29 protein-coding genes and 1 pseudogene are annotated in these 24971 nt (G+C 60.3%); 17 read left to right on the top strand and 13 right to left on the bottom strand.

Annotation, left to right across the window (positions count from 1 at the left end; all coding sequences use genetic code 11):
- Window positions 1-103: 103 nt before the first annotated feature.
- From N7568_RS21475 to N7568_RS21485, 3 genes are all read right to left on the bottom strand, one after another.
- The gene (locus N7568_RS21475; protein ID WP_306423139.1) at window positions 104-2071 is read right to left on the bottom strand and encodes an ABC transporter ATP-binding protein; all 1968 of its coding nucleotides are present in this window, start codon (window positions 2069-2071) and stop codon (window positions 104-106) included.
- Window positions 2068-3801, bottom strand: coding sequence for an ABC transporter ATP-binding protein (locus tag N7568_RS21480; RefSeq protein ID WP_261611783.1), 1734 nt, complete (start codon window positions 3799-3801; stop codon window positions 2068-2070). The genes N7568_RS21475 and N7568_RS21480 overlap by 4 nt, the downstream gene beginning before the upstream one ends.
- Window positions 3802-3920: 119 nt before the next feature.
- Window positions 3921-4598: an FMN-dependent NADH-azoreductase gene (locus N7568_RS21485; protein ID WP_261611784.1), complete on the bottom strand. Its 678-nt coding sequence runs from the start codon at window positions 4596-4598 to the stop codon at window positions 3921-3923.
- Between the two features lie 124 nt (window positions 4599-4722).
- Between N7568_RS21485 and N7568_RS21490 the strand changes: the two genes are divergently transcribed.
- Window positions 4723-5139 carry a winged helix-turn-helix transcriptional regulator gene (locus tag N7568_RS21490; RefSeq protein WP_261611785.1) on the top strand — a complete coding sequence of 139 codons (417 nt, stop codon included), beginning with the start codon at window positions 4723-4725 and terminating at the stop codon, window positions 5137-5139.
- 43 nt (window positions 5140-5182) lie between these two features.
- Complete coding sequence (locus N7568_RS21495; RefSeq protein ID WP_261611786.1) at window positions 5183-6019, top strand: alpha/beta fold hydrolase; 837 nt, start codon at window positions 5183-5185, stop codon at window positions 6017-6019.
- 52 nt (window positions 6020-6071) lie between these two features.
- Here N7568_RS21495 and N7568_RS21500 read toward each other — a convergent pair whose 3' ends face one another.
- From N7568_RS21500 to N7568_RS21525, 6 genes are all read right to left on the bottom strand, one after another.
- Window positions 6072-7595, bottom strand: coding sequence for a CYTH and CHAD domain-containing protein (locus N7568_RS21500; RefSeq protein WP_261611787.1), 1524 nt, complete (start codon window positions 7593-7595; stop codon window positions 6072-6074).
- A 116-nt stretch (window positions 7596-7711) separates the two neighbouring features.
- Window positions 7712-8215, bottom strand: a complete 504-nt coding sequence (locus N7568_RS21505) for an SRPBCC family protein (RefSeq protein ID WP_261611788.1) — start codon at window positions 8213-8215, stop codon at window positions 7712-7714.
- Window positions 8216-8328: 113 nt separating this feature from the next.
- Complete coding sequence (locus N7568_RS21510; protein WP_261611789.1) at window positions 8329-8784, bottom strand: hypothetical protein; 456 nt, start codon at window positions 8782-8784, stop codon at window positions 8329-8331.
- Window positions 8785-9191: 407 nt separating this feature from the next.
- A complete protein-coding gene (locus tag N7568_RS21515; RefSeq protein ID WP_261611790.1) occupies window positions 9192-9455 on the bottom strand; it encodes a hypothetical protein in 264 nt (87 codons plus the stop codon).
- Window positions 9452-9613: a hypothetical protein gene (locus N7568_RS21520; protein ID WP_167510445.1), complete on the bottom strand. Its 162-nt coding sequence runs from the start codon at window positions 9611-9613 to the stop codon at window positions 9452-9454. Before N7568_RS21520 ends, N7568_RS21515 begins: the two co-directional genes overlap by 4 nt.
- A 229-nt stretch (window positions 9614-9842) precedes the next feature.
- Complete coding sequence (locus tag N7568_RS21525) at window positions 9843-10607, bottom strand: IclR family transcriptional regulator (RefSeq protein WP_261611791.1); 765 nt, start codon at window positions 10605-10607, stop codon at window positions 9843-9845.
- A gap of 112 nt (window positions 10608-10719) precedes the next feature.
- On the opposite strand from N7568_RS21525, the gene N7568_RS21530 reads away from it, so the two are divergent.
- The 10 genes from N7568_RS21530 (at window position 10720) to N7568_RS21575 (ending at window position 18742) form a co-directional block, all read left to right on the top strand.
- Window positions 10720-13356, top strand: coding sequence for an SLC13 family permease (locus tag N7568_RS21530; protein WP_261611792.1), 2637 nt, complete (start codon window positions 10720-10722; stop codon window positions 13354-13356).
- The gene (locus N7568_RS21535) at window positions 13353-14168 is read left to right on the top strand and encodes an enoyl-CoA hydratase/isomerase family protein (protein WP_261611793.1); all 816 of its coding nucleotides are present in this window, start codon (window positions 13353-13355) and stop codon (window positions 14166-14168) included. The genes N7568_RS21530 and N7568_RS21535 overlap by 4 nt, the downstream gene beginning before the upstream one ends.
- Window positions 14169-14233: 65 nt before the next feature.
- Window positions 14234-14824: a dTMP kinase gene (locus N7568_RS21540; protein ID WP_261611794.1), complete on the top strand. Its 591-nt coding sequence runs from the start codon at window positions 14234-14236 to the stop codon at window positions 14822-14824.
- 150 nt (window positions 14825-14974) lie between these two features.
- A complete protein-coding gene (locus N7568_RS21545) occupies window positions 14975-15325 on the top strand; it encodes a MarR family winged helix-turn-helix transcriptional regulator (RefSeq protein WP_261611795.1) in 351 nt (116 codons plus the stop codon).
- 25 nt (window positions 15326-15350) lie between these two features.
- Entirely contained in the window at window positions 15351-15764 is a 414-nt protein-coding gene (locus N7568_RS21550) for an ester cyclase (RefSeq protein WP_261611796.1), read from the top strand.
- A 113-nt stretch (window positions 15765-15877) separates the two neighbouring features.
- The gene (locus tag N7568_RS21555; RefSeq protein ID WP_261611797.1) at window positions 15878-16120 is read left to right on the top strand and encodes a hypothetical protein; all 243 of its coding nucleotides are present in this window, start codon (window positions 15878-15880) and stop codon (window positions 16118-16120) included.
- A gap of 10 nt (window positions 16121-16130) precedes the next feature.
- Window positions 16131-16586, top strand: a complete 456-nt coding sequence (locus N7568_RS21560) for a hypothetical protein (protein WP_261611798.1) — start codon at window positions 16131-16133, stop codon at window positions 16584-16586.
- A gap of 653 nt (window positions 16587-17239) precedes the next feature.
- Complete coding sequence (locus N7568_RS21565) at window positions 17240-17587, top strand: hypothetical protein (RefSeq protein WP_261611799.1); 348 nt, start codon at window positions 17240-17242, stop codon at window positions 17585-17587.
- A gap of 137 nt (window positions 17588-17724) precedes the next feature.
- Window positions 17725-18288, top strand: coding sequence for a hypothetical protein (locus N7568_RS21570; protein WP_261611800.1), 564 nt, complete (start codon window positions 17725-17727; stop codon window positions 18286-18288).
- 100 nt (window positions 18289-18388) lie between these two features.
- Entirely contained in the window at window positions 18389-18742 is a 354-nt protein-coding gene (locus tag N7568_RS21575; RefSeq protein WP_261611801.1) for an immunity protein Imm33 domain-containing protein, read from the top strand.
- A 103-nt stretch (window positions 18743-18845) separates the two neighbouring features.
- Here the strand turns inward: N7568_RS21575 and N7568_RS21580 are convergent, their stop codons facing one another.
- A complete protein-coding gene (locus N7568_RS21580; protein ID WP_261611856.1) occupies window positions 18846-19253 on the bottom strand; it encodes a DUF7878 domain-containing protein in 408 nt (135 codons plus the stop codon).
- Window positions 19254-19255: 2 nt separating this feature from the next.
- Here N7568_RS21580 and N7568_RS21585 point away from each other — a divergent pair, with 2 nt between their 5' ends.
- A complete protein-coding gene (locus N7568_RS21585) occupies window positions 19256-19783 on the top strand; it encodes a hypothetical protein (protein ID WP_261611802.1) in 528 nt (175 codons plus the stop codon).
- A gap of 384 nt (window positions 19784-20167) precedes the next feature.
- Here the strand turns inward: N7568_RS21585 and N7568_RS21590 are convergent, their stop codons facing one another.
- Window positions 20168-20491, bottom strand: a complete 324-nt coding sequence (locus N7568_RS21590; protein ID WP_261611803.1) for a hypothetical protein — start codon at window positions 20489-20491, stop codon at window positions 20168-20170.
- An 890-nt stretch (window positions 20492-21381) separates the two neighbouring features.
- Between N7568_RS21590 and N7568_RS21595 the strand changes: the two genes are divergently transcribed.
- The gene (locus N7568_RS21595; RefSeq protein WP_261611804.1) at window positions 21382-21963 is read left to right on the top strand and encodes a hypothetical protein; all 582 of its coding nucleotides are present in this window, start codon (window positions 21382-21384) and stop codon (window positions 21961-21963) included.
- Between the two features lie 144 nt (window positions 21964-22107).
- Here N7568_RS21595 and N7568_RS21600 read toward each other — a convergent pair whose 3' ends face one another.
- Window positions 22108-22521, bottom strand: a complete 414-nt coding sequence (locus tag N7568_RS21600) for a glyoxalase (RefSeq protein ID WP_261611805.1) — start codon at window positions 22519-22521, stop codon at window positions 22108-22110.
- A 155-nt stretch (window positions 22522-22676) separates the two neighbouring features.
- Complete coding sequence (locus N7568_RS21605; RefSeq protein ID WP_261611806.1) at window positions 22677-23030, bottom strand: hypothetical protein; 354 nt, start codon at window positions 23028-23030, stop codon at window positions 22677-22679.
- A gap of 261 nt (window positions 23031-23291) precedes the next feature.
- Between N7568_RS21605 and N7568_RS21610 the strand changes: the two genes are divergently transcribed.
- The 3 genes and pseudogenes from N7568_RS21610 to N7568_RS21615 all read left to right on the top strand — a co-directional run bounded on the left by N7568_RS21610 (window position 23292) and on the right by N7568_RS21615 (window position 24929).
- Window positions 23292-23735, top strand: coding sequence for an SMI1/KNR4 family protein (locus N7568_RS21610; RefSeq protein ID WP_261611807.1), 444 nt, complete (start codon window positions 23292-23294; stop codon window positions 23733-23735).
- Between the two features lie 15 nt (window positions 23736-23750).
- Window positions 23751-23897: pseudogene (locus N7568_RS25995) on the top strand (hypothetical protein); the annotation flags it as partial.
- A 198-nt stretch (window positions 23898-24095) separates the two neighbouring features.
- On the top strand, window positions 24096-24929 hold the full coding sequence (locus N7568_RS21615; protein WP_261611808.1) for a GNAT family N-acetyltransferase: 834 nt from the start codon (window positions 24096-24098) through the stop codon (window positions 24927-24929).
- Window positions 24930-24971 lie beyond the last annotated feature (42 nt).

Here is a 24971-nt window from a genome sequence, read left to right on the forward strand (position 1 = left end):
GTCCCGCTGACCATGCAGAAGACACTGCCGAGCGATGTGATCCTGTCCTGAACCCGCTTCCAACCGCGGGAACGTATGGCTGGACGAGACGGCTGCGCCAGGCTCAGACCTCAGCCACCGGCGCCGCGAACTGCGCCTCGTACAGCCTGGAGTATGCCCCACCAGCGGCCAGCAGCTCCGAGTGTGTCCCCTGCTCCACGATCTGTCCGGCCTCCATCACCAGGATGAGGTCGGCGTCCCGGATAGTGGAGAGCCTGTGGGCGATGACAAAGCTGGTCCGGTCCGAGCGCAAGGCGTTCATGGCTTTCTGCACCAACACCTCGGTCCGGGTGTCCACGGAGCTGGTCGCCTCGTCCAGGATCAGCACCGATGGCCGGGACAGGAACGCCCGGGCAATCGTGAGCAGCTGCTTCTCACCCGCCGAGACATTGCCGCCTTCGTCGTCGAGCAGTGTGTCGTAGCCTTCCGGAAGCGACTTCACGAACCGGTCCACATAGGTTGCCTGCGCCGCCTCCTGTATTTCAGCTTCGGAAGCAGTTGGCCGCCCGTACGCGATGTTGTCGCGGATGGTCCCGCCGAACAGCCAGGTGTCCTGGAGGACCATTCCCATCCGCGAGCGCAGCTCCTGCCGCGAGAGCGAGGCAATGTCCACGCCGTCGAGCGTTATCCGACCGGCGTCCAGCTCGTAGAAGCGCATCATCAGGTTCACCAGTGTGGTCTTACCTGCACCTGTGGGCCCAACGATGGCGATGCTCTGCCCGGGTTCAGCGACCAAGCTGAGGTCCGTGATCAGCGGCTTGTCCGGCGTGTACCGGAAGGACACGTTCTCGAACACGAGCCGTCCGCGGGAAGGACCAGCACCAGAAGCCGCGGGCTCAGCCGACTCTTCCTCCTCATCCAGCAAATCAAACACGCGCTCGGCGGACGCAACGCCGGATTGCAACATGTTGGCCATGGATCCGAGCTGTGCCAGCGGCATGGTGAATTGCCGCGAGTACTGGATGAACGCTTGGACGTCGCCCAACTGCATGGAGCCGGAGGCCACCTGCAGGCCGCCCACCACCGCGATTCCCACATAGACCAGGTTGCCGATGAACGTCATGGCCGGCATGATCAGCCCGCTCACAAACTGTGCACCGAAGCTGGCCTGGTACAGCTCACCGTTCTTCGCCCGGAACTTCTCCTGCACCTCGTTCTGCCGCCCGAACACCTTCACCAGCGCATGTCCCGTGTAGCTTTCCTCGATCTGGCCGTTGAGCTCACCGGTGTTCTTCCACTGCGCCACGAACAGTTTCTGGGAGCGCTTGGCGATCAGGAGCGTGGTTCCCAAGGTCAGCGGGATTGTCACCAGGGCAATCAATGCAAGCAGGGGCGAGAGCAGGAACATCATCACCAGCACGCCCAACACGGTCAGCAAGGAGGAGACAACCTGGCTGATGGATTGCTGCAGGCTTTGGGAGATGTTGTCCACGTCGTTGGTTACCCGGCTCAGCAGCTCACCTCGCTGTATGGAGTCGAAATAGCGCAGGGGAAGCCGGTGGATTTTCGCTTCGATCCGCTCGCGCAGGCGGTAGACGGTCCGTTGAACGACGCCGTTGAGCACGTAGGCCTGCATCCAGCCGAACGCTGAGGCCAGGACATACAGGGCCAGCGCCCACAGCAGCACGGAGGACAGCGCAGCGAAGTCGATTCCGACGCCTGGCGTCAGTGTCATGGCACTGAGCATGTCGGCCTTGCTGTCCTCACCTGATGCGCGCAGGCCGGCGATGACGTCTGATTTGGAAGCGCCTGCGGGCAGCTGTTTGGAGACGACGCCGGCGAAGATCAGGTTGGTGCCTTCGCCCAGCAGCCTTGGCCCGATCACGGACAGGGCGACACTGACCACAGCGAAGACCAGCACAAAAATCAGCCAGAATCGCTCCGGCTGCAAGGTTCCCAGGAGCCTCCGGGCCGAAGGGCCGAAGTTCGACGCCTTCTCGGCGGGGATGTTCATCCCGGCGAACGGCCCACCGCGGCCAGGTCCCATCGCTGGCCGCTGAGGACCACGGGGACCAGCTGATACCGCACTCATGCCGCCTCCTCCGCCGCGAGTTGTGAAGACACGATCTCCCTGTAGGTTTCGGAAGTCTCCAACAACTCGTCGTGCGTTCCCTGCCCCACGATCCTGCCGTCGTCGAGCACTAAGATCTGGTCCGCATCCGCGATGCTGGACACGCGCTGCGCAATGATGACCAGTGTGGCCCCGTTGGTGTGGCGTTTCAGGGCCTGCCGGAGCCTGGCGTCGGTGGCGGTGTCGAGGGAGGAGAAGGAGTCGTCGAAGATGTAGAGCCCGGGCTGTTTCACCAGCGCCCGCGCAATGGCGAGCCTCTGCCGCTGCCCGCCGGAAACGTTGGTGCCACCCTGCGAGATCGCGGCATCCAGACCGCCCTCCATTTCCCGCACGAAGTCGTCTGCCTGTGCCACACGCAGGGCTTGCCACAATTCGTCCTCGGTGGCGTCGGGCTTGCCGTACTGGAGGTTGCTGCGGACCGTGCCAGAGAACAGGTACGGCCGCTGTGGCACCAGGCCGATGTGCCCCCACAGCAAATCCGGGTGCAGGTCACGGACGTCCACGCCGTCCATCCGCACGGATCCGCTGGTGGCGTCGAACAGCCGTGGCATGAGGTTGACCAGCGTGGTTTTTCCAGCGCCGGTGCTGCCGATGATCGCGGTGGTTTGCCCGGCGCGCGCTGTGAACGTGACGCCGCCCAGTACCGGCTGCTCGGCCCCAGGGTAGGCGAATCCGACGTCGCGCATTTCCAGTTCGCCGCGGCGGATGCCGCCCGTGACAGGGTTCGACGGCGGCTGGACGCTTGAGTCTGTTTCCAGCACCTCGCCGATGCGGTCGGCAGAAACGGATGCGCGCGGGATCATCACGGCCATGAACGTTGCCATCATGACGGACATGAGAATCTGCATCAGGTAGCTAAGGAAGGCAATCAGCGTGCCCACCTGCATGGAGCCGTCCTCGATCCTGAAGGATCCGAACCAGATGACCGCCACGCTGGAAACGTTCATCACCAACATGACCACAGGGAACATGAGCGCCATCAAACGGCCGGCCCGCAGCGCAACGTCAGTGACGTCGTCGTTCGCTTTACCGAACCTGGCGGCCTCCATGTCCTCGCGGACGAAGGCCCGCACCACGCGAATACCGGTGAGCTGCTCGCGGAGGACACGGTTCACGGCGTCGATCCGGACCTGCATCTTGCGGAACAGCGGCACCATCCGGGTCACAATCAACCCAACAGCCACCAGCAGAACCGGAACGCACACCGCGATCAGCCAGGACAATTGGGCGTCCTGCCGTACGGCCATGATCACGCCGCCGATGCTCAGCATGGGTGCAGCGACCATCAGCGTGCAGGACATGAGGACCAGCTGCTGCACCTGCTGGACATCGTTGGTGGACCGGGTGATCAGCGATGGCGCTCCAAACCTGGTGACCTCCTGCTCCGAGAACTCGCCCACCCGGCTGAAGATCGCGTCACGGAGGTCGCGGCCCATCCCCATCGAGGCCTTCGCGCCGAAGTACACCGCAACCACGGCACACGCGATCTGCAGCAAGGTAATGAGCAGCATCAGCCCGCCCATGCGCAGGATGTAGTCGGTGTCCCCGGTGGCGACACCGTTGTCAATAATGTCGGCGTTCAGCGTCGGCAGGTACAGCGACGCGATGGACTGCGCCAGCTGGAAAACGACGACGGCGATCAGCAGCCGCTGATGCGGCCGCAGGAACCGGACAAGTACCTTCCACAGCATGCGGACTCCGAACCAAGGGTTGTGAACCGAAGGCCAGTTTACGTCTGGTTGCTGCGGGCAACTAGAGGATTGCCGGTAAAGTTGCCGCTGGACTTGAACCATGCGCCGACGTAATCCCCCTAGTCGGTGGCGAACTGCAGCTTCGCCGCGGCTTGGAGTTTCCCCGCGAACAGGAGTGCGGCGTCGCTGAGTTCATTCTCGGCAGTACGGCGTGTGCCATCGACGTCCGCATTGAGGACGGTGGGTGCGAAGCGGACGTGGGTGGCATCTTCAATGCCTACAAAGTTCAACCAGTCGGCAACGTAGGTGCTGCCGAAGTCGGAGCCGAAGGCCGGCGAAGCGCCGGGAGAATAGACCCCGCTGGTATGGATGACCAGCGCTTGCTTGCCCTCCATGAGTCCGGTGTAGCCCGTTTCGGCGTCGAACCCGAAGCTCCAGCCCGGCTGGGTGACGATGTCGATCCATTGCTTCAGGGCATAAGGAACACCGGAGTTCCACAGGGGAATGTTGAAGACGTAGGCGTCTGCGGCTGCAAACTGGTTGAAGACTGCGCGGGCTGATTCCCACGCCGCAATCTGGTCCGGAGTCTGGTCCTGTCCGGTGAAGACAGCCATCTTGGCGGCCGCAGCTGTCCGTCCGAAAGCCGGCAACGCGCCGTCGTCGAACAGGTTCAGGGTTTCCAGTTCGAACGTCTCCGAAGCCGCAGTCTGAACCGAGTCAATGAAGTGCCGGGCCAACCGCAGCGAATCGCTGCTGGCGTAGCGGGGTGAGGCGTTGATGTGGAGGATGGAGGGCATTTTCTTCCTTTCATGCGGGGGGACGCTGTGACCCCTCATCGATCCTCACCCGGGTACTTCACACAGCGTAAGAACGCACTTTGTTGTGCCCAGGGCACCTCCACGTTCCTGCAATGATGAGGTCATGACACTTACGGCTGAACAGAACCGTCGGAAAGCGCAGGATCACTACAACGCTTCCTTGGAACTCTGCCCGGCACGCCAATTGTTGGAGGCCATCAGCAGCAAATGGGTGACGCTTGTACTGCTCGCCTTGGAGGATGGACCGCAACGCCACAGTGAGCTGCGGCGACTCATCCCGGGGGCAAGCCAGAAAATGCTCACGTCCACGCTCCGCTCCTTGGAACGGGACGGTCTGATCGACAGGGAGGTCACCGCGTCGGTTCCGGTCCGGACGGACTATGAACTCACGCGCCGGGGCCGGTCGCTCCTCCCGATCATCTTCGACATGAAGGAATGGGCGGAGGACAACATGGACGCTGTGGCTACGTCCCGTCAACACCACGACAGGGCCAGTGCCGGCGTCGCAGCAGGACAGTAGGCTGGAAACGTTCGTGTTGAACCGCATCGAAGGGACTTGAGTTTTGGCTTACATCACCGTCGGAAACGAAAACAGCACTGAGATCGAGCTCTACTACGAGGATCACGGAACAGGCCAGGCGGTTGTCCTGATCCACGGCTACCCGTTGGATGGTTCATCCTGGGAGAAGCAGACCGCTGCGTTGTTGGATGCCGGCTACCGCGTCATTACGTACGATCGCCGCGGTTTCGGGAAATCCAGCCAGCCCACTGCGGGCTATGACTACGACACCTTTGCCGCAGACCTCAAGACCGTCCTGGACACCTTGGACCTGAACGACGCCGTCCTGGTGGGCTTCTCCATGGGCACCGGCGAAGTTGCGCGCTACATCAGCACCTACGGCTCGGCCCGCGTTGCCAAGGCAGTCTTCCTCGGATCGCTGGAACCTTTCCTCTTGAAGACCGATGACAACCCCGACGGCGTGCCGCAGGACGTGTTCGACGGGCTTGCCGCCGCAGTCACAGCAGACCGCTACGCCTTCTTCACCGAATTCTTCAAGAACTTCTACAACAGCGACACCTTCCTGGGCACCGAACGCCTCAGCCAGGAAGCAGTGGACGCCAGCTGGAACCTCGCCAGCAAGTCCGGCGCTTTCGCGTCGGTGGCCGCCCAACCCACGTGGCTCACGGACTTCCGGGCCGACATCCCCAAGATCGATGTGCCGGCCTTGATCGTCCACGGCACGGCTGACAACATCCTGCCCATCGATGCCACCGGCCGACGCTTCAAGGACGCCTTGCCCAGCGCCGAGTACCAGGAAATCGAGGGCGCCCCGCACGGCCTGCTGTGGACGCACGCCGCGGAGATCAACGACGCATTGCTGGGCTTCCTCAAAAAGTAGGCGCACCACAGTGCAAGGTTCCGACGCCCTGTTGCACCGGCGTCGGAACCTTTCATTTCTTGAGCCGCAGTTTCCTCGCTTTCGTACCGTTTTGCAGGTACTCCTGCTCCGAGGCGTCGGCCGCACTGCGTTCCATTGCGTGCAGGACACCGTAGGTGAAAGCGCTGTTGCCTGCGTCCGTCGCCGAGCCAAGCTTCAGCAGTTCAGCGCGCGCCATCACACTGTCTTGATGCTCGCCCAGGATCGACTGAACCTTATGGGCCGCGTCCCCCAGTTTCGCGGCGCGCTTGCCATGGATGCCCTCCGCGGCCGCGGCAGCAAACCGGAGCTTCTTGGCGGACTTCCGGACTTCGTGAAAGGCCGTATCGCGCTGGGGCCCGACGGCGGCACCCACCGCGGCGTCATGACGTTTGCCCAAGCGTTTGGCAGCTTTGTTGACGAGCTTCGCGGTGGTCTTCCTGGCCCCTGATGTTCCCGTCGGCGTTAGGGGCGGGGTGCCGATGAAGGCCTCCAACTCATCCAGCAGCCGGAAGTAGCGGGGGCTGTTCAGTCGGTTCTTGATGGCCGACATCGCAGCATCCGTTCTGACTGCCATGCGCTGATCGAGCTGGTCGTGGAGCGGACCAAGGACCAGCTTTCCCGGCAGTTCATCAAGATCGTTTCGGAGGCGATGATGCAGGACTTCAGTATCCCGGTACCGGCCCAGGGTCTTGGCCAGGGATTTCAGCTCGCTCTCAAGGTCCCGGACGGCTACTGGCTTGAAGAGCTTCCGGTATGAGTGCAGCACGGATCGGATACGGCGAATCAACGATCGCATTTGATGAACTGAATCGTCCCGGCCCAACCTAACGTGAGCGTCCTGAAGCAGCAAATCCGCCACCTGGGTGTTCAAGTAATTGAGCACGGGGACCGCGGCTGAACCCTTTTCGCTGGCCTCTTCGCTGCCCTGTCCCTTGAGTGCAGGCATCGACTCACCCAAGGCGGTAGCCAGTTTGGACGTTCGTTCGCTGGGCGTCGCTCCTGCTTTTGAGAGCTGTCCGGCCACACTGTCCAGCAGGGCATCATCGTCGCCGTTCTGCGCAGACAGCTCCACCTCCCACTCCCTCCACTGGAGTTCCTTGGGTTCATCGACGGCAACGTGGGCGCGAACGTGGTCATCCACGAAGTCGGCCACGCGTTCGCCACTGCTGCTGTACAGGGCGTAGCTGGTGCGTTCTGTCCTGAGCGTGGCAATTGCAGCCACTGCGTGCCCGCGGGTATAGGCGAGCACACGGTCCATGAGTTCCACCGGAACGGTGTCCGCGCTGCCCAGCGGCGCCTGTATTTCGGTCCGCTTGCCAGGGCTGAGGGGCAGTTTGAGGTGCCAGCCGGCGTCGGGGCCTCCGGTGCGGCGGCGCAGAGTGATTCCGCGGGCGGCCAGCGCCAGTTGGCGTGTATCGAAGTAGATGGCCTCAAGGCTATGGCTTGCCGGTTCGCCTACGCGGCCAATTCCGTCGATGCTGTGGAGCGTGGGGATCGGAGTGGACGCTTCGACGTCGAATTTCCGCTCAGCTTCCACGTTGCTGGACGTTGCCATGGCTGTCAGGACTCCTCTGTCGGGTATGCCACGAGGGCCGGCCCTGGTGATGGCCGACCCTCGTTCGAGCTATTTAATGGTGCTGCATCCAGTGTGAATCAGACCGGGTCCTGGCGCTAGATGCCGATGGACCGGGGCCGGGTGGACTCGCCCGTGTCATCAACATCGCCGCCGGACACAGTGCCTCGCCACGCACCCGTCGCATGCCCCTGGGCTTCCATGAACTTCTTGAACTTGTCCAGGTCTGCACCAACCCGCATGCTGTCCACGCCCAGAGCTGAACCCGCCTTTTCCGTAAGGCTCTCAGGTTCCCAGACGATCTCGACGTTGATCCGGGTCCTGATTGGATCGAGGGATTCGAAGCTTACGGTGCCCCCATTGCGGGGACCATCCACGCTGGCCCAGCTGACCAGGGTGTCAGGGACCTGCTCCACGATCTGGGCGTTGTATTCGCGCTTCACACCGCCCACGTTGGTGGAGAAGTGAAGTGCCGTTTCATCGATCTGCTCCACCGCTTCCACGCCGTTCATAAATTCGGGGAAAGTCTCGAACTGCGTCCACTGGTTGTAGGCGACAGATACGGGGACATCTACTTCGATTGATTTATTGACCGTTGCCATGGATTCTGCTCCTTCGATCGTGTCTCGGGTGCTTACGCGTTGGTGGGGAGGCGCGCCAGCCAGCTGGCTGCTTAACCAGTGGCGCGCCAGTCAAAGCGCGCCAGCCAAAGCTCTTAGCCGGCGTCGAAACTTTCTTCGTCATCGTCGTTGGGAGACTCTTCCTGGGGAAGGTCGTTGCCGCTTCCGTCCGGCAAGTCAGTATCGCTGCCTTCCGGCTGCAAGGACTGCTCCGCGTGTGCCTGCTCTTCCGTCCCACCGAACCGGCCCGCACCCGGCTCTCCTGCGCTGTCCGAATTCTCCGGATCCAGATGGCTGAGGTTCGGTGCGCCGGTGGCATAAGTTTCGCCGTCGGGGCTGTCTTGGCTCAATCCAGCCTCGGAGAGGTCTTCTTCCACGCGGGGCTGCGCCTGGCCTCCCCCGGCTTCCTGCTCTGCGGTGGGAGTGCCGTAGCCTCCCACTTCCTCTTCCGGTGTGGCATTCTGCTTGTCCATGTGACCTGTCCTTTCCGATGCGGTGAACGTGTTTATGGAGTTCTTCGAACCTATAAGTGCAGCTGGGGGCGTGTCCATGCCCGGACGAAATCAATCAGTAATCTTAGCAATTTGCGAAGATAAGCGTTACTGTTCGGCGTGGATCTCCCGAAAATCACGATGGCTGCGGGATTTCACATCCACCCTGAGGATCCAGGCCGGTGTAATTCAGGGGGCCCGCGACGATATTCAACGCAATGGTCGCAAACTGTGAGCACTGCGCCGGCGGAGTGGTGAAGTAACCCCGCTGACCGGCGGCAACAGCCCCAATAATGAGCCACACGATGACAATAAGACCGATAATTGACCCGATTCGCATCACTACCCCAATCGCTAGACCGCTAAAAACCCCAGCTATTAGTAAGCATACTGACGAAAGGGCGATAGGGCAAAGAAAAGCGGCCGCGAGCCGGGATGCTCCCCGCCCGCGACCGCTCCGCCCGCACTCAGTCAGTGGGGTTGGTCTCAGTGGTCAAACCGCGGTTGTCAGCGGTTTTCCCATCTTTCTCTTCTGCGGGTCCGGGTGGATTCGCAGACTCGCTGGGACCTGCGTCAACAGCATCTTCCGGACCTTCCGGAGCTGCGTCACCCACCGGAACCTGGCCACCAGTGCCGGGCTCATGTGGATCCCTTGGAATGGGATGCCCAGGAGTGGTGGTTCCATCACGAACCTGGGCAAAGCCCGCAACCTCGTTGGGATCAGTTGTCATACGCGGGACGACCGGCCTCTGCCAACCACCCAACCAATAAGGGCCAGCACCAGCAGGATAATTCCCACCCACAGCAGGAAGCTAAGGGCTTGGTTGAATCCACCGACAAGCAGCAAGATGATCGCGATTACGCCGGCGATTATTAGGAGTGTGTTCATTGAGCTACGCATCCCTTCAATAAATGATGTCTATTCAGGAAGGCGTCCGCTGACACCCCATAAATGGGGCGCCACCCATGCCAACGGGCACCGATCGGAGAAATTCATCTCCATATCTCTTACGTACCCACCCAGAAAAGGTTCAAACGGACCGTTGCCGGGCGGAGCACGTTCACAGCATCATGATAAGCACCCTTTGGGTTGCGGCGAAGTGATTTGGGCAGGAAACTTAGTACGCCTTCGCTGAAAACGCTCCTAGCGCCCGGCTGATCTCCAGTGCAGTCCCCGCCGCAGCCTCGCCATATTCCTGATACTTGGCGGGCACGATTCTGCTCGAAGGCCCGGAAATGGAGATGGAACCCGCCGCGACACCGCCCACCCCCAGCAGCGGCACGCCAATCGAGGTGATTCCGGTGCTGAGCCCTTGCTCATTGATGGAGTATCCACGCGTCCGCGTATCCACGATCATCGCGCGGAGCTGCGCGGGATCTACCACGGTTTGCGGCGTCAACGCCTCGAGCGGTCCGGCCAAATACTCGTCCACGAAAGGCTCATCGGCAGCCGATAGATAGGCGATTCCCGTGGAGGAGGCATGCATGGGGAGCCTGGACCCCAGGGGGAGGAACGCCCGGAGGACATGCGGGGTGTCGAGTCGCTCGATGATGAGCATGTATCCGCGGTCCGGAACCGCCAGGTGAACTGTTTCCGTGGTGTCCAGCTGCAGTGCGTTGAGAGGGCCCATGGCGGCATCGCGGATCACTGAGCCGCTGCTTCCACGGCTGGCCACGGCGAACGCGTGGTTGGTGAGGACCCATTTGCCGGCCTGGGCTTCGGACTGCGAAACCCACCCCAACTCACCGAGTGTCCTGAGCATGCGCAGGACTGTCGCTTTGGGTACATCCACCTCGCGGCTTAGCTCGGACAAGCCAGCGGGCTGATTGTCCGAAACTGCTTCCAGCACCCTGATGGCCGTGACCACGCTCTGCGTACTCATCTACCCTCCCGCTTGACCGACTACTCCCAGTGCCCTACATTACAGGCGACTTCCCAAAATGAACCGACGGTTCATCCAGTGAACCAATGTAGTTTGATTGGAGTTCGGGCTTATGGAATTACAGATACTGGCCCTCGCCATCTTTGTAGGCGTCTTCGTCCTGGCCACCCTGCGCAAAGTGCACATTGGAGTGCTCATGTTCGCAGCGGCAGCCGGCGTGGGGGTCTGGATGGCCGGAATGACCATCGACAAGGTGGTGGCAGGCTTCCCCATCGGAATCCTTGTCCTGCTTGTCGGTGTGACCTACTTCTTCGCAATCGCGCAGGCCAACGGGACCATCGACCGCATCATCGAAATGGCCATCACCAAAGTTGGTGACAGGGCCTTCTTCCTTCCCGTTGCCTTCTTTGCACTCACCATCGGCATCTCGGCCATGGGCTCGCCACTTGCAGGCCTGGTCATGGCACCCATCGGAATGCCGCTGGCCAAGAGATACGGGATCGACCGCATGCTCATGGGCATTGCCATCGGCTCCGGCCTCAGCGCAGGAGGATTCGCACCCACCAGCTTGTTCGGCATCGTCACCTACGGCACAGCCAGGGCGGCAGGAATCGACCTTGATCCGCTGGTCCTCTTCGGCGTTGCGCTGGGGACAAACTTCCTGCTTTTGGCTGCGGCCTACGCACTGTTCGGCGGATTCAAGCTGCTCAACACACGCACAACTGACGGTTTCGGCACCAACGTGCCACGCTTCAGCGCAAGCCGCCCGACGCCGTCGCACCCTTTTGAGCGCGAAGGCAACATAGCCCGGGGACAGAAAGCGGCCGCCCAAACCGTTCAGGTCCTGGAAGGCGGCGAGCCTCCCGTGGAGGCAACGGCGTCGAGCCCCCAGCTCAACCGCAACCAGGTCATCACGGTGCTCTGCATGGCCGGGCTGGTCCTCACCGTCATCCTCATGTCCGTCCTCGGCGCCAACCCTGACATCGGCGTCCTATGCTTCGCGTTCGCCTCGGTCCTCACGCTCTGCGATCCACAATCCGGCAAATCGGCGGTCACCAAGATCGACTGGTCCACCGTCCTGCTGGTAGGCGGGATCATCACGTTCGTCGGAGTTCTTCAGACCATGGGTGCGGTGGCCTTGCTCGGCGAGGCAGCCGGCGCCGTCGGGACTCCGTTGCTGGCCGCGCTGGTGATCTGCGCGATCGGCGGCCTGGTGTCCGCGTTCGCTTCCACCACCGGGATGCTCGCGGCGCTGGTGCCGCTGGCCCTTCCCTTGGTGGCCTCCGGAGACATTGCCGGGTGGGCAGTCATCGCGGCGCTGGGCGTGTGCTCTTCGATTGTTGACGTCTCGCCGTTCTCCACCGTGGGCGCCACATTCGTGGCCACCGTCGAAGCCGATGAACGTCCCCGCGTCACCAAGCTCCTCACACGCTGGGGGCTCTCCATGGTGGTGGCAGGCCCCTCCTCCTTGTTGGCGCCCTTGTTCTCCCGTCCAGTCTCTAATTTGTCCCACGCACGAAAGGTGCCCACCATGCTCAAGCCACTTCGCGGAATCACCGTGATCGACCTCAGCCGAGCCCTCGCCGGCCCCTACTGCACCGCGCTCCTGGCCGACATGGGCGCCAGGATCATCAAAGTTGAAAGCGTTAACGGGGGTGATACTGCCCGCCAGTGGCCCCCGTTCCAGAATGGTCACAGCCTCTATTTCGACTCCGTCAACCGCAACAAGGCGTCCGTGTGCATTGATTTCTACTCAACAGAGGGACGCGGGATTCTCTCCAGCCTGATAGCCGAAGCCGACGTCCTTGTAGAGAACTTCAAGCCCGGCACGTTGGACAAGATGGGGTTTTCTGCACCACGGCTGGAGGAGCTGAATCCGGGACTCGTGGTGGGATCCGTCACCGGTTTCGGCAACACCGGTCCCCTCAAGGACGATGCCGGACTGGACCAGGTGATCCAGGGAATGTCCGGGCTGATGTCCGTCACGGGTCCCGGGCCTGGTTCGGCCTATCGTGTGGGCGTCCCCATCGTGGACATCACCTCCGGAATGGTCTGTGCGTTCGGCATCGTTTCAGCGCTCTTGGGAGCCCGGAACGGCGAACGACCCAGCCGTGTGTCCACCTCCTTGCTGGAGACCGCCCTGAACCTGTCCGCTTTCCAAGGGCAGAAGGCACTAAGCCTCGGCGACGCCCCCACACCGCAAGGCAACAACCATCCCGTGATCGCGCCCTACGGCATGTTCGCTACTGCCACGGAATCGATCAACATTGCGGTGGGCAGCGACAAGCAGTGGCGCGCTTTCTGCGGGCTGCTCGGTGTTCCGTCGGCTTTAGAGGATCCGCGCTTCGTCACCGGCGCGGATCGTTCCGACAACAGGGATCAGCTGACGAAGCTCATCGAAACGGCACTGACTTCGAAGTCCGCGGCCGAGTGGGTTCCGCTGATCAGCCAGGCCGGAATCCCCTGCGGGCCCATCTACGACTACGCCCAGGCTCTTGCGTCGGAGCAGGTTGCCGCGCTGGGACTCGTTCAGCACCAGCAACGACGCGACGGATCCGACCTCCCGCTCCTGCGGGGGCCGTTGAGCTTCAACGGCGAGCCAAGCGAGATCCTGTCACCACCACCGCTTCTTGGCGAGCACACCGCGGACGTACTGATGGAGTTTGGGATGACGCACGACGACGTTACCCGGCTTGAGCGCGAGGGTCGCGTTGTGTGCGGTTCGGCAAAGATTGGAGCGCAGCGGTGACCACCGTCTCTGAAGTCAAGGCCGGCCACATGGCTGTTTCCATCGCTGATGGCGTGGCAACCGTGGAAATCTGCAATCCCGCACAACGCAACGCCCTGACCCGGGCCATGTGCACGGAAATCCAGGAAATAATGCCGCGACTGGAGGCAGATCCGGACGTTGCCGTTGTTGTGCTCCGCGGCGCCGGGGACACCTTCTGCGCCGGTGCTTCCATCAGCGAACTCGCATCCGTCCTCCTGGACCCGCAACCCGACGGTTCCTCGGTGGACCACCTCAGCCGCGCCGATGCCGCCCTCGGTTCCCTTTCGAAGCCGACGGTGGCCCTGGTGGACGGTGCCTGCATGGGTGGTGGCTGGCAGATCGCGGCTGCCTGTGACTTCATCATCGCCAACGAGCGCGCGGTGATCGGACTGACTCCGGCCAAGATCGGCATCATCTACCCCCGGCCCGGCATGGAACGGCTTGTCCGGCTGGTGGGCCATGCCAACGCAAAGTACATCCTCCTCACCGGACGGACGTTCAGCGCTGCCGAAGCGCGCGCGCTTGGCCTGGTGGCCGACGTCGTGCCTTCCGAATTCTTTGAGGAGAAGTGCGCAGCACTGATCAATACGCTCCGGAGCCGTTCGCAGTTCTCCATGCATTCGATGAAGCGGCTGATGGACCTTACTGAAGCCGGTTCCGGCCTCGCGGTCATTGACCAGGAGTGGGCGGCGGCGTGGTCGGCCATGCCCGACAGTCCGGACATGGAGATCGGCATCAAGGCGTTCCTGAACCGCAAGCACCCCCGGTTCACGTGGCGGCCTGTGGGCTGACTCACGCCGCATCACGGCACAAGTCGGCACCTCCCTTCGTTGGAAAGGAAACGAGGGGAGGCCTCATGCTCATTGTTCTGACAGGAATTGACGGTTCAGGAAAAACGACAGCGGCCCGCGCCTTGGTCGATTCGGCCCGCGCTGACGGGCGGAATGCCCTGCTGCTCGCCAACCACGCTGCCCGTCGGCGGTTGTCGCTGTTGTCCGAGCGGTTTGGCTGGATCTTGCCGCCACGCGTGGCCGACTTTATCGAGACCACAGTCCGGCTGTTCAACGTGCTGGTCAATCATGCGCGCGCTCACAAGTTCGACGGCCTGGTGGTGATGGACCGTCACCTGCACTGCCAGCTCGCACTGCGTCAGGCCAACGGTTTAGGCCGCGGCCGGCTGCTTCCATGGTTGCTGGGAAAGCTCCCAGCGCCGGACCTCTCCGTCCATTTCGACGTCGATCCCCGCCTTGCCCACCAACGGGTCACGGCACGCGGGACTGACAACGAAACCTTGGTTGACCTTGAGGCTTTCCGCGCCGCATACCGTTCGCTGCCCGAGTTTGACGACTTTGTGGTGGTGGATGCTGGAGGGAGTCCGGAGCAGGTGTTTGCCCAGCTGAACCGGGTGGTCGCAGGGAGCGAAGCCATGAGCATTCCATGGAACTAGGTTCCATAGAAACTAAATGTTAGGCTTCCCGCTATGAGCAAGGGCATCGAAACCGGTTCGCTATACCCCCTATTTAGCGAGCTGATCCGATTGGAAACTGAGCTCTGGGACGGACTCGATAGCCTTCTGCGCAAAGAGCACGGCCTCCCGATGAGCAGATTTGAACCGATGGCTGTCATTGACCGATTGGGGGCATGCCGGGTTTTGGACGTGGCCACGGCTCTTGCGATTTCAGTCGGAGGAACCAGCAAGCTCATTGACCGGATCGCAAAGTCCGGTTATTGCCGTCGGAGAAACAATCCGGATGATCGCAGGTCCTCCCTCATCGAGCTCACGGCCGAAGGGCGCACCATCCTGGAACGTGCCCGGAAGACGGTTGACGCCGAACTGGAACTGCGGTTTGCTCCGGCGCTGAGCCATCAGAGCGCTGAGGAACTGATGGAACTGCTGAGACGTCTCCGACATGTCAGTCCGATGGCTGAAGCCGAGCGTTCCAGCTGACCCGCTAAGTGAAGGAAGCAAGCAAATGACTGAAGAACTTCGTGAACGCATGAACCGTTTTGTTGAATTCATCAATACAGCCGACGAGCAGATTGGTGATGAAATCATTTCACCATCGGCCACGTTCCATGTGCCCTTCCTGCCCGAGCCGGTCCAGGGCCCAAGCGGCTACCTCCAAATCATCGGGATCATGCGGCAAGCTTTTCCCGACGTCCAGTGGTCACTGGAGGAGACCGTTATTGAAGGAAACACCGTCGCCGCGCGATTCACCCTACGGGGCACCCACCAAGGAGAATTCCTGGGCATAGCGGCAACCGGTAAAGCTATACAAGCGCAGGCAATGAACATCTATCGCTTCGTAGACGGCCAAATCAGTGAAGAACACGGCCTCCCGGACCTCTTTGGGCTCATGATGCAGATCCAGCCTGCCGACAGGTAGGCTGGCGTGCCCCTGCTGAGGTCAGCTCCTTTGCGGGAGCCTCCTCGGACCTGTTCCTCTGGCATTTCGACTGTTTGACTTGCTCCCTCCCGCCCGCCGGGTAGGCTCGCCCCATGCCAACAACGGCGTTTTTTTGGGGGGGGGATTTCATGAGTGCCAAAACCAGACGCAGCCTGCTGGTCTTCGTGTTCGGATTCGGGACGTACGTTGCTTTGCTGCGGCCTCTGGGCTTTATTTATGCCCTGCTGATCGGTTTCGTTGTAGTTGCGGCCGTTCTATATGTTGATCGGTTGGTGCAATCGAAACGTGCGCAGAGGAATTCACTGAGCGAAACGAGCGATCTTGAGCGGCAGTAGAACGCCAACAATGATTTCGGAGGCTGGGATTAGCCGCGGCTCTCAGAAAGTCATTGCAACTGTGGTGGGCCTGCTGTGCGTCTTTATCATCGTGACCGCCATTCCCAGCGGTGTCCTTCTGCTGAGCACAGGGCTGGTTGCGGTCATTGCGCTCCTGACAGTTTCGGTACTCCGAATAAGCGTGACCATTGAAGCGACAGACCAGAACCTAGTGGTCGGATGCCGGCCGTTCTACTCCAAGACGATTCCGCTGGAGGACATTGTTGACGCCTCCCCTGCGCCGTCCAGTTCCATGACAGAAGGCTTCGGCGTCCGCTACTTGGGCCGGCGGACGTGGGGGCTTCTGGTCGGCGGTCCGGCCATCGTCCTGGAGTCACCCCAGCGCACGTGGCTGATTTCCACGCCGGACCCCGAGACCACAGCCGAGTCCGTACTGGCCCACGCCAGCAAACTAAAGGACAGATGACGGCGGGTGGCTTCCAACCATCGTCGCAACAGATTTGCTGTGAACATACACGGTAGAGGGCCTGGTCGAAGAGCACCGCTACATTCAACGTGGACGTGTAGCGTTTAGGGCCCCTTCACCGGGCAATTTTGCGGGCGGGTCTTACGGGAATCCAAGGGCTCCAGAGTTACGGGGATTTGGTTGGGAGCTACTCACGAGCGAAGAGCGGCCTGTGGGGGACCGTCTAACGGGCGGGCGTCCAGGGATAGAACCCGTGAGCGCGAAACCCATATGATCCAGCTATGACCGTCACTGACCTTTCGTTCCTTCAGCCAGATCTTCAAAGCGGAGCACGGTGTGATCCGAACGGTGAAGTAAGTTGGCCGGCCTCCCAAGCCTCGGCCGTGATCGAAGCACTTGCAGGCTCAGGCCGATTAATCCTCGGGCTTGATATCAGGGACTACCAAAGTGACGGCACGTTCATCGAGGTGCCGTGGTGGTCGTATACGGGATCCGATGTGCAGGAGGCTTGTAGCATTGCGCTGGCAGTTCTTAGCCACGGTGACCTTCCCGGCGAGTGGGTCCTAGTTACTTGGTAAGCCACCCGTAATGACGGGTGTGACAGACTCCAACAAGTTGCGTAGAGGGCCGCTCATTTGGAAGGAAGAAGCTACATGCTGTCACAAGCTGATAGGCGGGAAGCCGTCTATGACCTCATCCAGTTGCGGTGCCCGTTGAATGAGTCCTTGGCTCGTTTGGCCGCCTTTATTTGGTCCTATCAGGAGGACCTGGCGGCCGTCGAGGTTCGGGACATCAGCCATGCACTTGACGAATTCGAGGCCGGGAGGATTGGTGCAGATGAGCTCTCCGTCTGGGCAGAGGAAGTGCAGGGACGCGAAGATATTGGGGTGGATTCCAGTGGGCACGATTTCATAGCTGATGCACTCTTTCAGCTGTCTACGCCTGAGATTTGTGGACCTGCGAATGAGGTAGCCCTTGCCCTCAGGCAACGGATGCCCTGACGGCAGCTTGTCGAGACCAGCGTGACGTCCGGTAGAGGATCCTCCACCGGACGGGCATCGCCGACGCGGCGTCTCTCGGGATGCCGGCGTGTTGGTTAAATGTTTGTTTTGCTGGTGTTCTGTGATCAGGATGGGTTATGAACCTAGATGTGGTCCTCAGCCGGACCGATAGCCACAGTGTGCTGGACGAGATCGTGGCCTTGCGGACGCATACTTCCGTGCGAGCAAAAGGCGTCAGCCAGTCCGGCCAGAGCCACTATCAGTTTGTCGCCGAGCTTGATGCGAAAGCGGAAGAGTGGCATCTGGTCGACGACCAGGGACGGAGGTCGTGGGCAGGAGGCGGAAGGCTCCTACAGGATCGAGAGGCTTCGCTGGAAGTTGTATTCCCCCGCGGTATGCCGAAGGCCGTCCAGATGCTATATCCGGAAGCGCTTCTTATGTGGGGCCGGCGCGGCGAAAGCTTCTACCCGATGCTCATCCAGGAGGTCGGCCAGCGGTCGTTACTGATCACATTTGAGCACATAGAAGACCCGGCATTCCGAGCCACGGCCGTAACTAATCGCTCCACAGGAATCATTGAGAAGCTGGCCGTGATGGGAGCCATCATCATTCTGACCGAAGTAGAGACTGGAGTGCAGCTTGATCCGAGGATCAAGCCCGAGTTCCTGCCAATCACGGATTGGATTCGACCCAACTACTGACATGGTGTTGTTCGTCTGACGGTGCGCAGCAGTTCGGGGCGTCCGGTGAGGGATCGGCTTATGGGCAGGTAGTTTGCGTTTATAGGCGAAGATTCCTTGTATGCACGATTCGATCCTTCCCGCCCAAATGCAGATGACCACCAGGTTCGGGGCTGTTCCGGAACCACCCTTGAAGGGAATGAAAGTAGGAGTTTCCGAAAACGTACGGTCGTCGCATCTTCTTCCCCTCAATGGTCTAAGGCACCCCTCCACAACTGGCACCAGTGGCTGGTTCATTTGGCGCGGCGAAGAGCTCGGAACCGCGCCCGACTTCTTCGTTCCTCTGCACATCGAGCACCTCACGACCTGGTGTCCAGAAGTCCTTCCCTATCTCGCTTTGCCTCCGGGGTGGCGATTCCTCTTAGCCCCCGGCTACGAAGATGTCTGGTTCGACGAGACGTTGGTGAACCCCTGAGGAGAGCTTATGACGCGGCTCAAGCTCCCTTCCGGTTCGCCGTCCGGTGAAGGATCCCTTACCGGCACCAGCGAGGACGGATCTGGTTGTTGGCGAAGTTGATTCAAAGATGGATCACGTCAGCAGGGTCAAGTCCCATCGACAAAAGATCGAATTCGATTTGGTCCAAAAAATCCCTGCACCCACGCTCAACGTCCGCCCAATCGAGTGGATTGCTGACTACACCAGGACTAAACACTGACTCCATCAGCCATCCCGAGGACGTTCGTCTCAGCGAAATCGCCCCCACTTCTTCTAAGGACATCGAGTCGAACACGAAGTCACCTCGAGAATTGGCGCTGAGCCAGACGAACAGGCTGCGAGCGAGTTCGACAACGGGAAAGGCTAGCTCCCGATAGAGCTGCACTGACCCCTCCGAGACGGTGAAATCGGCATCAAGACCAACCAAGTAGTCAGCTTGGCTGGTTCCTCCGATGTTGTCAGCGTCTAATTTTGTGTAAGTCATTCTCATTGTTGCCACTCGTCACCATCCTGAAACTCCGCGTGCAAAATTATGCCCGGGATTCTCTCGCACGTTTGATGGCCGGAGCCTCTGGCACACTTAAACTCTCCACCGTCTGCGGCGCTCCCATCGTGTCGGAAGCGCTGGAAGTACGCGTCAAAGGACACGAACACATGTTGTCACACCCGCGCAAGGAAGAAGCCGGCCAGCGTCCGGTAAAGGATCCCTTTGGGGCACAGGAAATAGGGCACACTGCTCTCATGGCAACTCATTACTACCGGAGGTCGTGGAACGAGTCCCGAGGAGACCAGTATTCCTCTTGGGGTCCCGCCACTTATTACTTCGAAATCGGTGATGACGGCCGGCCGAGTCGCCAGATCGAGGTTTACGATTCTGGCCCGACTCTTCGTTACAACCCTGGACATGAAGAGGACGAATTTGGTCTTCTGGCCCAGGAGCCGCTGGCTCCGCTAGACGAGTGGCACCCATGGGCTATTACCGAGGAAGAGTTCGAACAGGCGTGGCATGACCTGCCGTAGTTCACTAAGTGTGTCCGCTAAGGGATCGGCATACGTACCCGCTGGTAGGTCATAAGCGCTTCCACGTTAGATTCAGGGCTTACTCTCTACCTATGTTGGGGCAGAGAAAGGCAAATGATGCGGACATGGCGGCGGTCGATTATGGGCGCACTGGTCGGACTTGCGAGCGGTTACGCAGTGGCCCTACTGTTCGCTGGATTTGATGCACGGCGAGCCTTCGAAATGTGGGTGTGGTTTCTTCCGGTACTGCTGGGCGTTGTCGTGTACGGAGTGATCGTGGAACGGCGAAAACCAGGCTAAGTATTGACCGCGTAGGTGTCCGTCGAGGGATCCCTCACCGGGCGCCCATGACCACTGAGATGCGCCGGGCCGGGCAGTGCTTGCCTAGCTAATTTGCAAACGTCCATTAAGGGAGATCTGCGCACAGTGAAGTACGAGGCCTGCGTCCTCTGACCAAAGCATGAACTCTATTCGCCAGCAGCGCGCAGTCTCGTCGAACGCTGCTGCGACTTCAGTGACCTCCGCGTAGGTCCATGGGCTGGGAATGTCACTGTAGAAGCGCATGTCGGTTACCCCAGCACACAGGAGCACATAAGTTGTAGTTCCGGAGTGCTCGATAGCGGATATTTCCAGGACGCACTCATGGTCAACAGGATTGAAGGCAAAGCTATTTAGGATGCCACCCCAAAGGGCGTTGGTGAAGCTCATCAGTAGATCCTGTCCTCAAGCACCAGCTAATCAATCACGACTTTTGCTACCGTTCGAACTTCTACCTGAGGGTTTGATTCACGGGAACATGAGGGCGCAATGGTCGTAACGGGATCATAGGCCCCGTCGCCAGGATTCTTGGCTCTCGACACCGCCCGTAAGCCGGTGACTTACTGTGCGCCCTTGTTCGGTAAGGGATCCTTTACCAGGCACGTTGCTCAGTGCGTTTGCCCCCTGCTCGTGGGATTGGAATTTATCCGCCTTTGAACAACTCGGCGCTACCCCAGAACTATTGCCCTTGGTTCGTCATCTCATCCAGTCTGTCCGTCCTCAGACTTAACCCGAGACGCTTCGTCCTTCTATCCTGACATTCGTTGGCGCAGGCCATGCCGCTGGCATCTCATCGGACCACCACGGGTGCTCAATACCTGATAGATAGCCGTCAGTGATCCAGATGAGTATCTCGCCGTAATCAGTTCCTGCATCTGAGACAACACTGGTGTTTATTGGTAACGGGCCGTCGCGGCGCCCACTTCTCGGCTGACCCGGATTGACGACTAGGTCAATGTGCATAGGAGGGCTGCCTACCACCACTTCGGTGTGGTCAAGCTGCACCATGAGGTTCGAGTCCCCGAAAGCTTCTAATATCTTCCGGCAGATTTCGTACTCCGTTGCGGCCAGGGTACGCCTGGTCCGTGAACTGCTCATGTAGTGACTATAGGGAGTTGGATTTCACCGAAGAAGTCACCCTGAAGCGGACAAGTGACAAAGAACCCCGACGTGTCCTCGCAAAACAGGAGGGAAACTGACCAAGTTTGCCCAGCGGCCGCCCCGAGTGCCGATTCGACCGGAAGGGGGATCCTTGAGCGGTCACTGGATACCCTCACTGTATGGATGCTCCGTATCAACCGAACGGGACAGGCTTCGATGCCTTGGAGGAACTCAACCAGGTTGACTGGAACCGACTGCAGCACGCCTACGGAAAAGGCGTCGTTCCTCTGGCTGCCGTCAACGTATCACTCGGCATCGCAGGCGACGTGGCGGGATCGATAGCTGCGCTTCGAGATGACCCTTCCTTCGCTATCGGTGACGGGCTCTATTCGAACATCTGCCATCAGGGCACGGTATATGAAGCAACGGCCCATGCGGTGCCCTTTATTGCTGCCGTTGCGGCTGGCAATGTTCCAGAAGGAATCCGCGTACCTCTGCTGGCGCTCTTGGGCGAAATCTCGATCGGAGGGAGCTTTATAGCTCGCGACGGGTCGCACGCCGGCTCCTACGGAGACCACGTTGACGTCCTCATCACGGATTCGCTCGCCACTTCGATGCCACGCCTTTCAACGGTCCGAACGCCTAAGCTGGTGGCTCTGATCCAAGCAATCCAATCGCTTCTCGTTGATTCCACCGACGCGCACCGCGACGCAGTCGAGTCCGCCATCGACTTTGCACTTACACCGCCGGCCACACCCTAGAGAAGCGGCGCCCGTAAGCCCGTAGCTCTCCGAACGCTTCAAAACGTCCGGTAAAGGATCCCCATGCGGGCGCTTGGTCGTTTCGTATAGCGAAATAGAGGACGGACTGGAGACGGACGGTGGGTGTCTATCGCAACGCCTGGACTAGCTCGATCCCTCAGGGGACAAGAACTCGAGCCGGTTGCCATTGTTGTCCCAAAGGTAGAAACGCCTCATGCCTGGGAAGTTTTCGTCCCATTCCACAGTGAGCCCAAAATTTTCAACTCGGCTGGCCAGCGCGTCTAGGTCGCCCACCAAAATTCCAGGATGAGCCTTTCGTTGGGGCCTGAAGTCCTCCTCAGCACCCAAATGGATTTCAAGATTGTCAGCGCGGACCCACAGTCCGCCACGCGCCGCCAGCACCGGCGGTTTCTGCACTTCCGTGAGGCCGAGAACGCCCACGTAGAAGTTCCTGCAGTCATCCTCGCCACCCTTGGGGATTGCCAACTGCACATGGTGAAGCCCCCACCCAAAAGAGGTTCGCGTGGGACTGGATTCATAGGCAGCAACTTCTGACACAGAGACTCCTTCGACATTATGAACCGAGTATGGCACCGATCAAACGTCTTCCCTTGTCAACTGAGTTGAACGAGGGCGAGGTATGGCCAATTTGCTGATTGCGCCCGATAGGGGATCGACATACGGGCGTTCCTCTGCCCGCAGGAAGGAGAGGACTAGGAGGCTGCGAGCAGACGGATGACGCCAGCCGGAGGCTCGGGCGTAGAGCGGTCTGAGGGGATGGCCACCCAAACGATTCCGTATTGATCCTGACGTGTTCTTGATGCCTGGATACCTATCGGCTCTGCCAAGTTGACTGCAGCGTCGCGCGCGAAGCCCTCCACGGTGCCAGTGCCGTCTGCAGGGTTCTCATGAAACTGAAGCCGGCATCCAAGCGTTACATCCGGGTCGATCGTTCGGCGGTACACGACGCAAACAACAGCTGGAGCGTCTTCCCAGGAACCGAGAATCTGCACTTCCTCAGCCCAGTAGCTGTTAACTGCGTCAATGATAGATCGGGCTAGGTTCATGTTGTAGTCCCTGAGGAGGCTGGGGACACTTGATCGTGTCCCCAGCCTCTCGGTTATGGGGACTCGTTTACCTGAGGCAGAGGTTCGTAGGAGAACGCTACCTGCTCCTCGCCAGCCGCAACTGCCTCGTCGAGCGCCACAATCTCATCCGATGCCATAACTTCGGCTTGTTCGGCTGATTGCTGAGGCGTCAGAAACGGACGTTGTCCTAATGGGCCCGGGGCTGGACCGTTCGCTGAATTTGTGAGGCATGATGTTGCCATGCTTGAGATCTTCGGTAAGAGGTTCGACGTCACGGATGGAATCCCCGGATCTCCTGAGAGCGTGGGGAACAACCTCGTCTACTTATTCGGCCGATATGGCGGCTGCACCTTCAATGGCGGCCTGTACCGGGTCCATTCAACGGAATCATTTCGCAAGGCGTCTTCAATGGTGGCCGAGGCCTACCCGGAGTTCGGCTTTCCACTAATTCCTTTCGGATTCGATTGGTTGGGCCGTCAGTTTGTCCTTGACCTGCGAATTGGTGACGTTGACCCCGAGGTCATTCTCCTGGAACCGGGAACGGGTGAGGCGCTAGAGATCCCAAGGAAGTTCTCGACCTATCACGACGACGAGTTGGTACGGGATCCGGAACCGAGCCTCTGCGTGAGCTTCTTCAATGAATGGAAGTCTGAGAACCCTGCAGACTTGGCTTTCGATCAGTGAGTCGGTTACAAAGTACCTCTTTTTCTAGGCGGCGAAGACTACGTCCATAACCTTGAGGTCAGCGACATGGAAGTCTACTGGTCACTGATGGGCGAGCTCCGTCTCGCTACTATGAATCTCCCTCCTGGCACGCGGATAAGCGGGATCGAAATCGGTGAATGAAGCTTCAGCAGGGCTCCGTTAAACCGAGAGAAATTGCAGACACGCGTCCGGTAAAGGATCGGCTAACGGGCGTTCGACGAGCCAGCTGGGGGCTGATCGGCAGACTACCGTGTCACACTTCGCTGGCCTTTTGGACCGGCCCACCAGCAGGCTTCGGAGACGTTGAGTGGGATCAGCGCCCGACACCCTCGAGGAAGCATGTTTGAATGGATCATCATGGAAGCCGCGAATTTTCCGCTTGGCTCTGAATCCGATCTGCAGCACGCGATGGAACAGAATCTAGCTGAGCATGCCAGTCACCTGCACCGTAACCGCCTCGGTGCCTCCGTTGCGAAAACAGCAGATCTCCTGATCGCCGATAGCGGCCTGGCCGACGACACCTTCAACATCGTCGCCGCAGCCCAATTCGCTCAGGACACAGCGCAAGCCCGCACTGCAGAGACGGTCCGAACCCTGGCATCCACCGGCCGCCCGTTCTCCTGGTGGGTAGGCCCGGCCTCTGCTCCTGGCAATCTTGCCGAATGCCTTGAGAACGCCGGCCTCGAGGCGTCAGAGACAGAGACAGGCATGTGGAAGGACCTGCACGGCGATCTCCCTGAGACGCGAGTAGAAGACCTGACAATCCGTCAGGTGACCACCCCGGAACAGCTCGCCGATTACGCCGCGATCCTCGCTGCAAACTGGAGCCCGCCAGCAGCCACGGTCCAGCAATTCTTTGCCGAGGCCGCAGACTCTGCCCTCGCCACCGATTGTCCCGCTCGCTACCTGGTCGGATACATAAACGGTCGCCCCGTCTGTTCGGCCGAAGTGTTCTTGCATTCGAGCGTCGCCGGGATTTACAACATTGCCACGCTCGCCTCCGACCGCCGGCGGGGTTACGGCGGTGCAATCACCGTGGCCGCACTCGACACCGCGCGCGAAGCCGGATACGAAACCGCAGTATTGCAGGCCTCGGAGGACGGAGAACCCGTGTACCGCCGTCTCGGGTTTAAACCCTGTGGCCACTTCACGGAATACGCCATCAGTCCCTAACTCCGCCTTGCCACCTTACGTCCCCTCATCGGCACAAGAAAC

It is taken from the genome of Paenarthrobacter aurescens (assembly GCF_025421775.1).
In the GTDB taxonomy this organism is placed as follows: domain Bacteria; phylum Actinomycetota; class Actinomycetes; order Actinomycetales; family Micrococcaceae; genus Arthrobacter; species Arthrobacter aurescens_B.